Genomic DNA, 16,309 nt, shown 5'->3' with positions numbered 1-16,309 from the left:
GGCTCGGAGCCGGTGTTCCGGGAGGCGATCGATGCGTGTGGGGCGGCGTTGGCGCCGTACACGGATTGGTCGTTGGTGGAGGTGCTGGTCGGTGGTGGTTCGCTGGAGCGGGTGGATGTGGTGCAGCCGGCTCTGTTCGCGGTGATGGTGGCGCTGGCGGAGTTGTGGCGTGCCCATGGTGTGGAGCCTGATGCGGTCGTGGGGCATTCGCAGGGGGAGATCGCGGCGGCGTGCGTGGCGGGGGCGTTGTCGTTGGAGGACGCCGCGAAGGTGGTCGCCCTGCGCAGTAAGGCTCTGGTCGCCCTGGCCGGCCAGGGCGGGATGGTGTCGGTCGGCCTCGGGCATGAGCGGGCCGCCGGGTTCGTGGCCCGCTGGGACGGCCGGCTGACCGTGGCGGTGGTCAACTCGGCGGACAGCGTGGTGGTATCGGGCGACCTGGACGCGCTGGACGAACTGCTGGCGGCCTGTGAGGCCGACGGTATCCGCGCCCGCCGCCTGCCCGTCGACTACGCGGCGCACTCGGCGCAGGTCGAGGCGATCCGCGAGCAATTGCTCACCGACCTCGCCGGCATCACGCCCCACTCGGCGGCGATCCCGTTCTACTCCACGGTGACCGGCGAGCCGGTCGACACCTCCGCCCTCGACGCCGACTACTGGTACCGCAACCTCCGCGAACCCGTACGCTTCGACCTCGCCGTCGAGGCCCTGACGCAGGACCGGCACGGCGTGTTCGTGGAGGTCAGCCCGCACCCCGTACTGGTGCCGGTGATGGACGGTGTTGTGACCGGCACGCTGCGCCGCGGCAGCGGCAGGCAGGAATTCCACCTCGCCCTGGCGCGCCTGCACACGCAAGGCGTGGCCGTCGACTGGAGGCCGGTCCTTCCCGGCGAGCCCCACCACGTCCCGCTGCCGACGTACGCCTTCCAGCACCGGCCGTACTGGTTGAACCCCGCCGCCCCGAAGGGCGACGTGTCGGCGGCGGGACTGGACTCGGCCGGGCACCCGCTGCTCGGGGCCGTCGTCGAACTGGCCGGGGACCGGAGCGTCCTGCTCACGGGGCGGCTCTCGACGGCTACCAGCCCATGGCTGGCCGACCACGTCGTCCTGGGCTCGGTGCTGCTGCCCGGCACCGTGTTCGTCGAACTCGCCATGCACGCAGGCCGGCAGGCCGGCTGCGACGTCCTGGACGAACTGGTGCTGGAAGCCCCCATGATCCTGCCGGACGACGGTTCCGTGCCGGTCCAGGTCGTCGTCGGCGCACCGGACGGGACGGGCCGACGCCCCGTCACCGTGCACTCCCGGACGGGCGGCACCTGGCTGCGGCACGCCACCGGCATGCTGGCGACCGGCGGCCGCCCCCACCCGTACGACACCGGCGAGCCCTGGCAGCCGGCCGGTGAGCCCGTCGACCTGACCGACTTCTACGACACCCTCGCCGCCCAGGGCTACGAGTACGGGCCGGTGTTCGCGGGCGTACGCGAGATCCGGAGGCAGGGCGACGAGCTCTTTGCCGAGGTGGCGCTGCCCGCAGACACCCGCGACCGCTTCGGTCTCCACCCCGCGCTGCTCGACGCCGCGCTCCAGCCGCTGACCCTGCTGGCGGCCGGCCGGCTGCCGTTCTCCTTCGCCGGGGTGTCGATGCGGAAAGCCGGCTCCACGGCCCGGGTCCGCCTCACACCCACCGGCCCCGACACCTTCCGGGTCGCGCTCGCCGACGAATCCGGGCCGCTGGCGGTGATCGACGCGCTGACCGTGCGCCACCGGCCGCCGGGCATGCCGGTCGCCGGGACCGACCAGCTCTTCCGCCTCGACTGGGTGCCCGTCGAGAGCACCGGCGAACCCCCGGCCGTCCACCACGTCACGCCCCCGGCGGGAGACCCCGTGGCGGCCGCGCACACCGTCGCCGCCGAGACGCTGGGCGTGCTCCAGGACTTCCTGCGCGACGGGGACGGCCGGCTGGCCGTCGTGACCCGCGGGGCGGTCGGGCCGGACCCCGTCGACCTGCCGTCCAGCGTCGTCTGGGGCCTGGTCCGCGCGGCCCAGGCGGAACACCCCGACCGGTTCGTGCTCGTCGACACCGACGACCGCGTCCTCGTCGCGGGGGACGAACCGCAGCTCGTCGTCCGCGACGGCGCCGCCCGTGCCGCCCGCCTGGTACGGGCCGAAGCGGCCGCGGCGTCCAGCCCGCTCGACCCGAACGGCACCGTGCTGATCACCGGAGGCACCGGAACGCTGGGCCGCCTCGTCGCCCGGCACCTGCGCGAACAGCACGGCATCCGGCACCTGATCCTGCTCGGCAGGAGCGGGGCGGAGGTGGACTTCGACGCCGAGGTGGTGGCCTGCGACGTGGCCGACCGGGACGCGCTGGCGGCCGTACTGGACTCGATCCCGGCCGCGCACCCGCTGACCGCGGTCGTCCACGCCGCCGGTGTGCTCGACGACGGCGTCGTCGAATCCCTCACGCCCGGCCGGATCGACCGGGTGCTGCGGCCCAAGGCCGACGCCGCCTGGCACCTGCACGAGCTGACGAAGGACCTCGGCCTGAGCGCGTTCGTGCTCTTCTCGTCCGCCGCCGGTGTGCTGGGCGGCCCGGGCCAGGCGAACTATGCCGCCGCGAACGCCTTCCTGGACGCCCTCGCCGTGCACCGGCGTGCCCTGGGTCTGCCGGGCGTGTCGCTGGCCTGGGGACAGTGGGCCGAGGCCAGCGGGCTGACCGAACACCTCAGCGACACCGACCGCAGGCGCCTCGCCCGCGCCGGCGTGCTGCCGATGCCCACGGACCAGGCGCTGGCACTGTTCGACCTGGCCCTGGGCGCCGCCGATCCCGCGCTGGTCCCCGCACACCTCGACCTGTCGGCGGCGTCCACCCGCCCCCTGCTCAGCCGCCTCACCCGTACCCGGCCCGCCCGGCGCACGGACCGGCCGGGCCTGGGCAGGGAACTGGCGGCCCTGCCCGAGACCGAGCAGCACAGCCGCGTCCTGGCACTGGTCACCGGCCAGACGGCCGCGGTCCTCGGCCACCCCGACACCGCGGCCGTCGGCGCCGAGCGGGCCTTCAAGGACCTGGGCTTCGATTCGCTCACCGCGGTGGAACTGCGCAACCGGCTGTCCGCGGTCGCCGGGGTACGGCTGCCCGCGACGATGGTCTTCGACCACCCGACCCCCGACGCTCTGGCCGGCCACCTGCGCGACCTCCTGGTCGGTGCCCGGCGCCAGGCCCCTGCCGTGTCCGTGCCGGTCGGGGTTCCGGTGTCGGACGACCCCGTCGTGGTCGTGGGGGTGGGGGCCCGGTATCCGGGCGGGGTGGGCTCGGCGCAGGAGCTGTGGCGCCTGGTGTCGGGTGGCGTGGACGCGGTGGGTGAGTTCCCGTCGGACCGTGGGTGGGACGTGGGTCGTCTCTACGACCCGGCCGGTGGTCCGGGGAGGTCGTACACGCGGTGGGGCGGCTTCCTCGACGCCGCCGGCGACTTCGACGCGGCGTTCTTCGGGATCTCGCCGCGTGAGGCGCTGGCGATGGATCCGCAGCAGCGGGTGCTGCTGGAGACGGTGTGGGAGACGTTCGAGGACGCGGGGATCGATCCGACGTCGCTGCGGGGCAGCCGGACCGGCGTCTTCACCGGCATCTGGGCATCCGGATACGGCGCCGGGGCACAGCCGCCCGACCTGGAGGGCTACCTCTCGACGGGCACGGCGACGAGTGTGACCTCCGGGCGGGTGTCGTACCTGCTGGGGCTGGAGGGTCCGGCGGTGTCGGTGGACACGGCGTGCTCGTCGTCGCTGGTGGCGATCCATCTGGCGGCGCAGGCGCTGCGCTCGGGGGAGTGCTCACTGGCCCTGGCCGGCGGGGTGACGGTGATGGCGACGCCGGCGGGGTTCGTCGAGTTCTCGCGGCAGCGGGGGCTCGCGGCCGACGGCCGGGTGAAGGCGTTCGCCGAGGCCGCTGACGGTACGGCGTGGGGTGAGGGCGCGGGTGTCGTGCTGCTGGAGCGGTTGTCGGACGCCCGCCGCAACGGGCACCGGGTGCTGGCGGTGGTGCGGGGTTCGGCGGTGAACCAGGACGGGGCGTCGAACGGGCTGACCGCGCCGAACGGTCCGTCGCAGGAGCGGGTGATCCGGCAGGCCCTCGCCAATGCCGGGCTGGAGGCGTCCGAAGTGGACGCGGTGGAGGCGCACGGAACGGGGACGACGCTCGGTGATCCCATCGAGGCGCAGGCGCTGCTGGCGACGTACGGTCAGGACCGGGTGGAGCCGTTGTGGCTGGGGTCGGTGAAGTCGAACATCGGGCACACCCAGGCCGCCGCCGGTGTGGCGGGTGTGATCAAGATGATCACGGCGATGCGGCACGGTGAACTGCCCCCGACGCTGCACGTCGACGCGCCGACCTCGCACGTCGACTGGGAGTCCGGAAACATCCGGCTGCTCACCGAGGCCCGGCCCTGGCCCGACCACGGCCACCCGCGCCGCGCGGGCATCTCGGCGTTCGGCATCAGCGGTACGAACGCGCACGTGATCCTGGAGGCACCGGCCCCGGAACCGGCCGAGGAGACGTCGTCCGAGTCCCCCGCCGCTTCCGTGCCCGCAGCCGTCGTGCCGGTGCCGTGGCTGCTGTCGGCCAAGTCCGAGCAGGCCCTGCGCGACCAGGCCCGCAGGCTGCGCGGGTTCCTCGCCGAGCACCCCGAGGTCACGCCGGCCGAGGTGGCCGCGGACCTGGCCGCGCGGGCCCGGTTCCCGCACCGTGCCGTGCTGACGGACCCGGCCGGCCTGGACGCGCTGATCGACGGACAGCCCGGAATCGTCACGGGCACTGCCTCCCAGGGCCGGTCGGCGTTCGTGTTCTCGGGTCAGGGTGGTCAGTGGGCGGGGATGGGGCGGGGTCTGTACCGGGAGTTCCCGGTGTTCGCCCGGGCGCTGGACGAGGTGTGCGGGTTGCTGGGCCTGCCGGTGGAGGTGCTGTTCGAGGACGAGGAAGGCGTACTCGGGGAGACGGAGTTCACGCAGGCCGGGGTGTTCGCGCTGGAGGTGGCGCTGTTCCGGTTGGTGGAGTGGCTGGGGGTGCGGCCGGACTTCGTGGTGGGGCACTCGGTCGGTGAGGTGGCGGCGGCCCATGTGGCGGGGGTCCTGGGGCTGGAGGACGCGTGTGTGCTGGTGGGGGCACGCGGCCGGTTGATGCAGGAGTTGCCCGGTGGTGGGGTGATGGTGTCGCTCCGGGCGTCGGCGGAGGAGGTGCTGGGGTCGCTGGTGCCGGGGGCCGAGGTGGCGGCGGTCAACTCGGCGGACAGCGTGGTGGTGTCGGGGGACGAGTCCGCGGTCGAGGCGGTCGCTGAGGTGTGGCGTGGCCGCGGGCGCCGGGTGCGGCGGTTGGAGGTCAGTCACGCGTTCCATTCGGCGCGGATGGATCCGGTGCTGGAGGAGCTGGGCCGGGTGGCGGCGGGCCTGTCGTTCGCTGAGCCGGTGATCCCGGTGGTCTCCACGGTGGCCGGGCGTCCGGTGGACATGGGGGAGCCCGGGTACTGGGTGCGTCAGGTGCGGGAACCGGTCCGGTTCGCCGATGCCGTGGAATGGCTGACGGGCCAGGGTGTGACCGGATTCGTGGAGGTGGGTCCGCATCCGCTGCTGGTGGGGAACGGGTTGATGCGGCGTGATGGTGCTTCTCCGGAGCGGCTGTTCGCGGGGCTGGGGCGATTGTGGGCGGACGGCGCGGTGCGCTGGACGCCGCCGGTGACCATGGCGGCGGTGAGGCCGGACGTGCGCGTGCCTTCGTACGCCTTCCAGCACCAGCACTACTGGCTCCACCCCACCACCCCGGCACCGACCGGCGACGGCCGGATCGACCACCCGCTGCTGCGGGACGCCATGGAACTCCCCGACGACAACGGCGTGGTGCTGACGGGACGACTCGCCACCGCCGCGCAGCCGTGGCTCACCGAACACGTCATCTCCGGCTCGCCCCTGCTGCCCGCCGCGGCGTTCGTGGACCTGGCGCTCCGGGCCGGCGAACACGTCGGCCGCCCGGCGGTCGAGGACCTGACGCTGGAGACACCGCTGGTGGTCGCGGACGGTGTGCAGGTGTCCGTGACCGTCGGCCCCGACCGGGCGGGCCGGCGCAGCGTCTCGATCCACTCGCGCGCGGACGGCGAGTGGGTACGGCACGCCACCGGCACCCTGGGCGCCGTACCCGCCGTACCCGCCGTACCACCGGAGCCCTGGGCACGGCAGTGGCCGCCGCACGCCGAAGCCGTCGACCTCGACGCCTTCTACGACAACCTGGCCGACGCCGGATTCGCCTACGGCACGGCCTTCCAAGGCCTGCGAGCGGCCTGGCGCGACGGCGACACCCTCTACGCGGAGGTGGCCGTACCCTCCGGCGACACCCGGTTCGCCCTGCACCCCGCCCTGCTCGACGCCGCGATCCAGATCGTGACCGTCGCCGACGACCGGGCGAAGATGCCGTTCTCCTTCGCCGGGATCTCCTGGTGGCGCGGCGCCGAGCACGCCAGGGTCCGGCTGACCATGACAGGCCAGGACACCTGCGCGATCGGCCTCGCCGACCAGTCGGGCGCACCGGTCGCCGAGATCGCGTCGTTGACCCTGCGCCGGCCGGCCGGTGCCACCACGCAGGAGGTGCCGTACCAGGTGGCGTGGCCGGTCCTGGAAGCGGCGACCACCGAACCGGACATCCCGGTCCACCACGCCACATCGCCCGTCGAGACGCTGCGGGTGATCCAGGACTTCCTCACCACGGACACCCCGCGCATGGTGGTCGCCACGCGCAACGCCGTGCCGGTCCGGCCGGGCGAGGACGTCGATCCGCAGGCCGCCGCCGTCTGGGGCCTGGTCCGCTCGGCCGCCACCGAGCACCCCGGCCGGTTCGTGCTGGTCGACGGTCACGACGGCAACGAGGTCCGGCTGGCCGGGGACGAACCCCAGCTCGCGATCCGCGCCGGCGCCGTTCACGTCCCCCGCCTCGAACGGGCGCGGACCGAACCGCTGCCCTCGCCGCTCAGCCCCGGGGGCACGGTGCTCGTCACCGGCGGCACCGGCACCCTGGGCGGCACGATCGCCCGCCACCTCGCCGTACGGCACGGCGTGCGGCACCTGCTGCTGGTCGGCCGGCGAGGCCCGGACGCCCCCGGCGCGGCCGCGCTGACCGCCGACCTGGCCGCGCTGGGCGCGACCGCCGACATCGTGGCGTGCGACGTGTCCGACCGCGAGGCGGTGGCGCGGCTGCTCGCCGAACACCCGGTCACCTCGGTGATCCACGCCGCGGGCACGCTGGCCGACACCGTCGTGGAATCCCTCACCCCGCGGCAGTTCGCGCGCGTGTGGGAGCCGAAGGCCCTCGCGGCGCGGCACCTCCACGAACTGACCTCGGACCTGGAGGCGTTCGTGCTGTTCTCGTCGGCGGCCGGTGTGCTGGGCGGCGCGGGCCAGGCGAACTACGCGGCGGCGAACGCGTACCTCGACGGCCTCGCCGCACACCGGCACGCCCAGGGCAAGCCGGCCGTGTCGCTCGCCTGGGGCTACTGGGCGGAGGCCAGCGGCATGACCGGAGGTCTGACCGCCACCGACCGGCACCGCCTGGCCAGGGCCGGCGTACGGCCGCTGCCGACGCCGGACGCGCTGGCCCTGTTCGACACCGCGCTGACCGCGGGCACCCCCGCCCTCGCCCCCGTCAGGTTCGACCTGCCGGCGCTGCGCCGCGCCGGTGATCCGCCCGCCCTGCTGCGGGAGCTGGTGCGGCCCCGGCGCAGGCAGGCCGCCGACCGCGTGTGGACGCAGGCCGACGTGCTGCGACTCGTCGTGGGCCAGGTCGCCCTCGTCCTGGGGCACTCGTCACCGGAGGCGGTCAAACCCGACCAGGCGTTCACCGACATCGGGTTCGACTCGCTCACCGCCGTGGAACTGCGCAACCAGCTCGACGCGGACACCGGCCTGCGCCTGCCCGCCACGCTCGTCTTCGACCACCCGACACCGGCCCGCCTCGCCGCCTTCGTGCACACGCGGCTGCGCGGCACCGAACCCGACCCCCTGCTCGCCGGCCTCGACCGGCTCAAGTCCACCCTGGACGCGGCAGCGGCCGACGCCGACTACGAGACCGTCGCGGCCCGCCTCGAAGCACTTCTCGCGGCCTGGACCGCCAGACGTACCGGCTCCGCGGCCGGTGTCGACGAGGCCAGCGACGACGAACTGTTCAGCCTTCTGGACGATGCGCACCGCAGGACCGAGGTCATCCGCTCGGGCGAGTCCCGCAACGGTGAGGAGTAGCGATGTCCGACGAAGAGAAGCTCCGTACGTACCTCAAGCGCGCCACGGCCGACCTGGGAGTGCTCAGTAGGCGCCTCGCCGACATGGAGGAGGCCGCGCGCGAGCCGATCGCGATCATCGGCATGGGCTGCCGCTACCCGGGCGGAGTGGAGTCCCCGGACGACCTGTGGCGGCTCGTCTCGGACGGTGCCGACGCGATCACCGAATTCCCGCCGGACCGTGGATGGGACGTCGTCCACGACCCCGACCCGGACCGGCCGGGCACGACCTACAGCCGATCGGGCGGCTTCCTCGCCGACGGCGCCGGCTTCGACGCCGGGTTCTTCGGTATCTCGCCGCGCGAGGCACTGGCGATGGACCCGCAGCAGCGGGTGCTGCTGGAGACCGCCTGGGAGACCTTCGAGTACGCGGGCATCGACCCGACCGCACTCGGCGGCAGCCGGACAGCGGTGTTCACCGGCCTGTGGTCGTCCGGCTACGGCAACCAGCCGCCGCCGGACCTCGAAGGTTTTCTCGCCACCGGAACAGCCACCAGCGCCACGTCCGGGCGGGTGTCGTACCTGCTGGGGCTGGAGGGTCCGGCGGTGTCGGTGGACACGGCGTGCTCGTCGTCGCTGGTGGCGATCCATCTGGCGGCGCAGGCGCTGCGGGCGGGGGAGTGCTCACTGGCGTTGGCCGGTGGTGTGACGGTGATGGCGACGCCGGCGGGGTTCGTCGAGTTCTCGCGGCAGCGGGGGCTTGCGGTCGACGGGCGGGTGAAGGCGTTCGCCGAGGCGGCCGATGGTACGGCGTGGGGTGAGGGCGCGGGCTTGGTGCTGCTGGAACGCCTGTCCGACGCCCGCCGTAACGGCCACCGGGTGCTGGCGGTCGTCCGGGGCTCGGCGGTGAACCAGGACGGCGCGTCGAACGGGCTCGCGGCGCCGAACGGTCCGTCCCAGGAACGCGTCATCCGGCAGGCGTTGGCGAACGCCGGACTGTCGACGGCGGACGTGGACGCGGCGGAGGCGCACGGTACGGGGACGACGCTCGGTGATCCCATCGAGGCGCAGGCACTCCTGGCGACCTACGGTCAGGGGCGGGACGAGCCGTTGTGGCTGGGGTCGGTGAAGTCGAACATCGGGCACACCCAGGCGGCGGCCGGTGTGGCGGGTGTGATCAAGATGGTGATGGCGATGCGGCACGGGCAACTGCCGCGGACCCTCCACGTGGACGCGCCGACCTCGCACGTCGACTGGTCGGCGGGCCAGGTCTCACTGCTCACCGAGGCCCGGCCGTGGCCGGAGACGGGGCGTCCCCGCCGTGCCGGCGTGTCGGCGTTCGGCATCAGCGGCACCAACGCGCATGTGGTGATCGAGGCGGCTGCCGAAGAGCCGGTCGGGGTTCCGACGGGGTCCGCGGGCGGGGTGGTGCCGTGGGTGCTGTCGGGGAAGTCGGATGTGGCGTTGCGGGAGCAGGCGCGCCGGCTGGGGGCGTTCCTGGCCGGGCATCCGGGAGTTGGCGCGGTTGCCGTGGGTCGGGCGTTGGCGGGGCGGTCGCGTTTCGATCACCGTGCGGTGCTGACCGGTGCGGAGGCGTTGGAGGCCCTGGCGGAGGGCCGGTCGGTGCCGGGTCTGGTCACCGGGACCGTCCGTTCGGTGGGTGGGTCGGTGTTCGTGTTTCCGGGGCAGGGTGCGCAGTGGGTGGGTATGGGCCGGGAGCTGTACGCCGCGTACCCCGTCTTCCGGGCGGCCATGGACGAGTGCGCCCAGGCCCTGGCTCCGTACACCGACTGGTCCCTGGCCGATGTCCTGGACGGCGCTCCGCTCGACCGGGTGGACGTCGTGCAGCCCGCCCTGTTCGCGGTGATGGTGTCCCTGGCGGCACTGTGGCGTGCCCATGGTGTGGAACCGGATGCCGTCGTCGGGCATTCGCAGGGGGAGATCGCGGCGGCGTACGTGGCGGGGGCGCTGTCGTTGGAGGACGCCGCGAAGGTGGTCGCCCTGCGCAGCAAGGCCCTGGTCGCCCTGGCCGGCCAGGGCGGGATGGTTTCCATAGGGCTCGGGCAGGAGCGGGCCGCCGGGTTCGTGGCCCGCTGGGACGGCCGGCTGACGGTGGCGGTGGTCAACTCCGCGGACAGCGTGGTGGTATCGGGTGATCTGGACGCGCTGGACGAACTGCTGGCGGCCTGTGAGGCCGACGGCATCCGTGCCCGCCGCCTGCCCGTCGACTACGCCGCCCACTCCGTCCAGGTCGAGGCGATCCGCGAGCTGTTGCTGACCGACCTGGCCGGCATCACACCGCGCCCGGCGACGATCCCGTTCTACTCAACTGTCACCGCGGAACCGGTCGGCACCTCCGCCCTCGACGCCGACTACTGGTACCGCAACCTCCGCGAACCCGTGCTGTTCGACCGGACCACCCGGCTGCTGCTCGACCGCGGCCACACCGTCTTCGTCGAGGTCAGCCCGCACCCGGTCCTGCTCTCCGCCGTCGAGGAGACCGGTCACCACCACGGCTCCGACCTCCTCGTCACCGGCACGCTCCGGCGCGACCAGGACGACTTCCTCACCTCGCTCGGCCGCCTGCACGTCCATGGTGTCCCGGTCGACTGGCGGTTCCCGGACGACACCGAGCCCGTCAGCCTGCCGACGTACGCCTTCCAGCGCCAGCCGTACTGGCTGCGGCCCGTCCCGACGGCGTCGGGCGACCACCCCCTGCTCAGCACGTTCGTGGAACTGCCCGACGGCGCGGTGCTCAGCGGACGGATCTCGCTCGCCACCCACCCGTGGCTGGCCGACCACGCCGTGCGGGGCTCCGTCCTCCTGCCCGGCACCGCGTTCGCGGAAATGGCGGCCTACGCGGCCGGCCGGCTCGGCCACGCGGTCGAGGAGCTGGTGCTCGAAACGCCGCTCGTCCTCGACGACACCCCGGTGCACCTCCAGGTCGTCGTGGGCCCCGAGGAGGACGGCCGCAACCCGCTCACGGTGTACTCGCGTGACGGCGACGAGTGGGTGCGGCACGCCACCGGGACGCTGGGCGAGGAGCCGGTGCTGAGCGCCTGGGACTGGCCGCCGGCCGGTGAGCCCCTCGACGTCGACGGGCTCTACGACTCGCTGTCCGTGCTCGGCTACGAGTACGGGCCGGCGTTCCAGGGCGTCACGGCGGCCTGGCGGGTCGGCGACACCGTCCACGCCGAGGTGGAGCTTCCCGCCGAGGAACCGTTCGCCCTGCACCCCGCGCTGCTCGACGCCGCACTGCATCCCATGGCGTTCCTCACCGACCGCACCGGTCTGCCGTTCGCGTTCACCGGAGTGGCGATACGGCCCGCGGGCAGCCGGACGCTGCGCGTACGTCTGTCCGCCACCGGGCCGGACACGTACACCGTGGCCGTGGCCGATCCGGACGGCACCCCGGTCGCGGTCATCAGGTCGCTGACCGTCCGGGACGCCACCGCCGTCCCGGACAGCCTGTACGCACTCGACTGGGTCCCCTTCGAACCGGCGTCGACGGGCGGCGACCCCGCGGACCTGGTCGTCCACGAGGTGCCCGGGCCGGAGCCCGAGGCGGACACCGTCGAGGCGGCGTACGAGAGCGCGCGGAGCGTACTCGCCGTGATCCGGGACCACTTGGCGGGCGAGCCGGCGTCGACGGGCGGCGACCCCGCGGACCTGGTCGTCCACGAGGTGCCCGGGCCGGAGCCCGAGGCGGACACCGTCGAGGCGGCGTACGAGAGCGCGCGGAGCGTACTCGCCGTGATCCGGGACCACTTGGCGGGCGAGCGGACGCGGTTGGCCGTCGTCACCCGCAACGCCGTCGCCGCCGCGCCCGGTGACGTGGTCGGCCTCCACCACTCGATGGTCTGGGGCCTGGTCCGCGGCGCGCGGGCCGAGCACCCCGGCCGGTTCGTCCTGGTCGACGCCGACCCGACCTGGGACCCGGCGCTGATCGCCGGCACGGACGAGCCGGAACTGGCGGTACGCCAAGGGGCGCTGCACGTCCCCCGCCTGGTCCGCGTCGGCGCGAGCCTCACCCCGCCGGATGGGACCTGGCGGCTGGAGGACACGGGCACCGGCAGCATCGACGACCTGGCGCTGGTGCCCCGCCCCGAGCTCCTGGAGCCGCTGGGGCCCGGGCGGGTCCGGATCGCCGTGCGGGCGGCCGGACTCAACTTCCGGGACGTGCTGATCGCCCTCGGTGTCTACCCCGGCGAGGCCCTGATGGGCGGCGAAGGCGCGGGCGTCGTCCTCGAAACCGGCCCGGACACCCGGTTCCGGCCCGGCGACCGTGTCATGGGCCTGGTCCCCGGCGCCTTCGGCCCGGTCGCCGTCGCCGACCAGCGGCTGCTGGTCCGGATGCCCGACGACTGGTCGTTCGCCAGGGCCGCGTCGGTGCCCGTGGTGTTCCTGACCGCCTGGTACGGCCTGCGCGACCTGGGCGGGCTGAAGGCCGGCGACCGGGTGCTGATCCACGCCGGCACCGGCGGCGTCGGCATGGCGGCGATCCAACTGGCCCGGCGGCTCGGGGCGGAGGTGTTCGCCACCGCCGGCCCGGCCAAATGGCACACCCTGCGCGCCCTGGGACTGGACGAGAACCACATCGCCTCGTCGCGCACCCTGGAGTTCGAGCAGAAGTTCCCGCCCATGGACGTGGTCCTGGACTCGCTGTCCGGCGAGTTCGTCGATGCCTCCCTGCGGCTGCTCGGGCCCGGCGGCCGGTTCGTGGAGATGGGCAAGACCGACATCCGCGACGCGGCCGACCATCCCGGCATCGTCTACCGGGCGTTCGACATCGCCGACGCGGGGCCGGAACGGCTCGGCGAGATCCTGGACGCCGTCGTACCGGCCTTCACGGACGGCGGGTTCGCACCCCTGCCGTTGGACGTGCGCGGGGTCCGGGACGCGGTCGACGTGTTCCGGTTCATGAGTCGGGCCGCTCATGTGGGGAAGATCGTTCTCTCGGTTCCCCAGCCGGTCGATCCCGAGGGCACGGTGTTGATCACGGGTGGTACGGGGACGCTGGGTGGTCATGTGGCCCGGCATCTGGTGGTCGAGCGGGGTGTGCGGCATCTGGTGCTGGTCAGCCGCAGCGGTGGCGGAGTGGCACTGCGTGAGGAGTTGGAGGGGCTGGGCGCGGAGGTGACCGTGGCCGCCTGTGACGTGGCGGACCGGGACGCGCTGGCGGCCCTGCTGGACTCGATCCCGGCCGAGCGTCCGCTGAGGGCCGTCGTCCACGCGGCCGGTGTGCTCGACGACGGCGTCGTCGAATCCCTCACGCCCGAGCGTCTCGCCGCCGTCTGGGAGCCCAAGGCCCGGGCGGCGTGGAACCTGCACGAACTCACTCGGGGACTGGACCTCACCGCCTTCGTCCTCTTCTCCTCGGCCGCCGGCACGCTCGGCAGCCCCGGCCAGGCCAACTACGCCGCGGCCAACACCTTCCTCGATGCCCTCGCCGTGCACCGGCGCGCCCTCGGACTTCCGGCGACCTCGCTGGCCTGGGGCTTCTGGGCCGAAGCCAGCGGCATGACCGGGAACCTGACCGGTGCCGACCAGGACCGGCTGACGCGAGCCGGGGTCGTGCCGCTGGCCACCGACCACGCCCTGTCGCTGTTCGACACGGCCCTGGCCACGGACCGGGCCGCGCTGGTGCCGGCACGCCTCGACCTGTCCGTGCTGGCGGGCGCCCCGGCGGCCCCGGCGGCCCTCAAGGGCCTCATATCCCGCAAGGCGGCCCGGCGCCCGGCGCGGCACGGCGCGATCGCCGACCGCCTGCGGTCACTGCCGGAGGCCGAACGGCTGCGAGCCGCACTCGACCTGGTCACCGCCGACACCGCCGCCGTGCTCGGTCACCGCGAACCGGGGGCCGCATGGGACCGGCAGCCGTTCAAGGACCTCGGCTTCGATTCGCTGACCTCCGTCGAACTGCGCAACCGGCTCAACAACGCCACCGGCCTGCGCCTGCCCGCCACCGTCACCTTCGACCACCCCACCCCGCGGCAGCTCGCCGAACACCTGCTGAGCAGGATCCTCGACGGGGGTGTGGCGTCGGCGGCACCGGTGGTGCCCGCGGTGTCGGTGTCGGACGATCCGGTGGTGATCGTGGGCATGGGGGCCCGGTATCCGGGTGGGGTGGGGTCGCCCGAGGAGCTGTGGCGCCTGGTGTCGGGTGGGGTGGACGCGATCGGGGCGTTCCCGTCGGATCGTGGGTGGGACGTCGAGGGGTTGTTCCATCCGGATGCGGATCATCCCGGGACGTCGTACACGCGGTCGGGTGGGTTCCTGGCGGACGCGGCGGGGTTCGACGCGGATTTCTTCGGGATCTCGCCGCGTGAGGCGCTGGCGATGGATCCGCAGCAGCGGGTGCTGCTGGAGACCGCGTGGGAGACGTTCGAGGACGCGGGGATCGATCCGACGTCGTTGCGGGGCAGCCGGACGGGCGTGTTCACCGGCATCTGGTCCTCCGGCTACGGCGACCAGGCGCCCGCCGACTCCGAGGGCTACCTCGGCACGGGCGCCGCGACCAGCGTGACCTCCGGCCGGATCGCCTACCTGCTCGGGCTGGAGGGCGCGGCGGTCTCGCTGGACACGGCTTGCTCGTCCTCGCTGGTGGCCCTGCACCTGGCCGCGCAGGCGCTCCGCTCGGGGGAGTGCTCACTGGCCCTGGCCGGCGGGGTGACCGTGATGGCGACCCCGCTGGGGTTCACGGAGTTCTCCCGCCAGCGCGGCCTGGCCCCTGACGGCCGGGTGAAGGCGTTCGCCGAGGCGGCCGACGGGACGGCCTGGGCGGAGGGCGCGGGCCTGCTGCTGCTGGAACGCCTGTCCGACGCCCGCCGCAACGGGCACCGGGTGCTGGCGGTGGTGCGGGGTTCGGCGGTCAACCAGGACGGCACCTCCAACGGCCTCGGGGCACCGAACGGTCCGTCGCAGGAGCGGGTGATCCGTCAGGCCCTGGCGAACGCGGGGCTGTCGACGGCGGACGTGGACGCGGTGGAGGCGCACGGCACCGGCACCACGCTCGGTGACCCCATCGAGGCGCAGGCGCTGCTGGCGACCTACGGTCAGGACCGGGACGAGCCGCTGTGGCTGGGCTCGGTGAAGTCCAACATCGGCCACACCCAGGCCGCCGCCGGTGTGGCGGGCGTGATCAAGATGGTCATGGCGATGCGGCACGGGCAACTGCCGCCGACGCTGCACGTCGACGCGCCGACCTCGCACGTCGACTGGGAGTCCGGAAACATCCGGCTGCTCACCGAGGCCCGGCCCTGGCCCGACCGTGGCCACCCGCCTCGCGCGGGCATCTCGGCGTTCGGCATCAGCGGAACCAACGCGCACGTCGTCATCGAGGCGGCTGCCGAGGAGCCGGCCGGGGTTCCGACGGAGTCCACGGGCGGGGTCGTGCCCTGGGTGCTGTCGGGGAAGTCGGAAGCGGCGCTGCGGGAGCAGGCGCGTCGGCTGGGTGCGTTCATCGCCGGGCATCCCGAGGTGAGTGCGGCGGCGGTCGGGGGCGCTCTGGCCGCCCGCGCCGTGTTCGAGCACCGCGCGGTGCTGAGCGGTGCGGAAGCACGGAAGGCCCTGGCCGAGGGGGGTACGGCGCCGGGTCTGGTCACCGGGGTCGCCCGTCCGCTGGGTCGTTCGGTGTTCGTGTTCCCGGGTCAGGGGGCGCAGTGGGTGGGTATGGGTGGGGAGTTGTACGGCTCGGAGCCGGTGTTCCGGGAGGCGATCGATGCGTGTGGGGCGGCGTTGGCGCCGTACACGGATTGGTCGTTGGTGGAGGTGCTGGTCGGTGGGGGGTCGCTGGAGCGGGTCGACGTCGTGCAGCCCGCGCTGTTCGCGGTGATGGTGGCCCTGGCCGCGCTGTGGCGTGCACACGGGGTCGAGCCCGATGCCGTCGTCGGGCATTCGCAGGGTGAGATCGCCGCCGCGTACGTCGTCGGTGCGTTGTCGCTGGAGGACGCCGCGAAGGTGGTCGCCCTGCGCAGCAGGGCCCTGGTCGCCCTGGCCGGCCAGGGCGGGATGGTGTCGGTCGGCCTCGGGCATGAGCGGGCCGCCGGGTTCGTGGCCAGCTGGGA

Annotated in this window: 2 protein-coding genes; both read left to right on the top strand. The window is 73.9% G+C overall.

Features of this window, described 5'->3' with window-relative positions; all coding sequences use genetic code 11:
- The first annotated feature begins 12 nt into the window (after positions 1 to 12).
- Positions 13 to 8,265 (top strand): SDR family NAD(P)-dependent oxidoreductase, encoded by an 8,253-nt coding sequence (locus ACFVHV_RS39465; RefSeq protein WP_380358124.1) that lies wholly within the window; start codon positions 13 to 15, stop codon positions 8,263 to 8,265.
- Positions 8,266 to 8,267: 2 nt separating this feature from the next.
- Positions 8,268 to 16,309, top strand: an 8,042-nt coding sequence (locus ACFVHV_RS39460; protein ID WP_380358121.1) for an SDR family NAD(P)-dependent oxidoreductase, incomplete at its 3' end; no start/stop codon positions are given.

The organism is Kitasatospora sp. NPDC127116, from assembly GCF_042677365.1.
In the GTDB taxonomy this organism is placed as follows: domain Bacteria; phylum Actinomycetota; class Actinomycetes; order Streptomycetales; family Streptomycetaceae; genus Kitasatospora; species Kitasatospora lactacystinica.
This window is presented reverse-complemented; position numbering and strand designations above follow the sequence as displayed.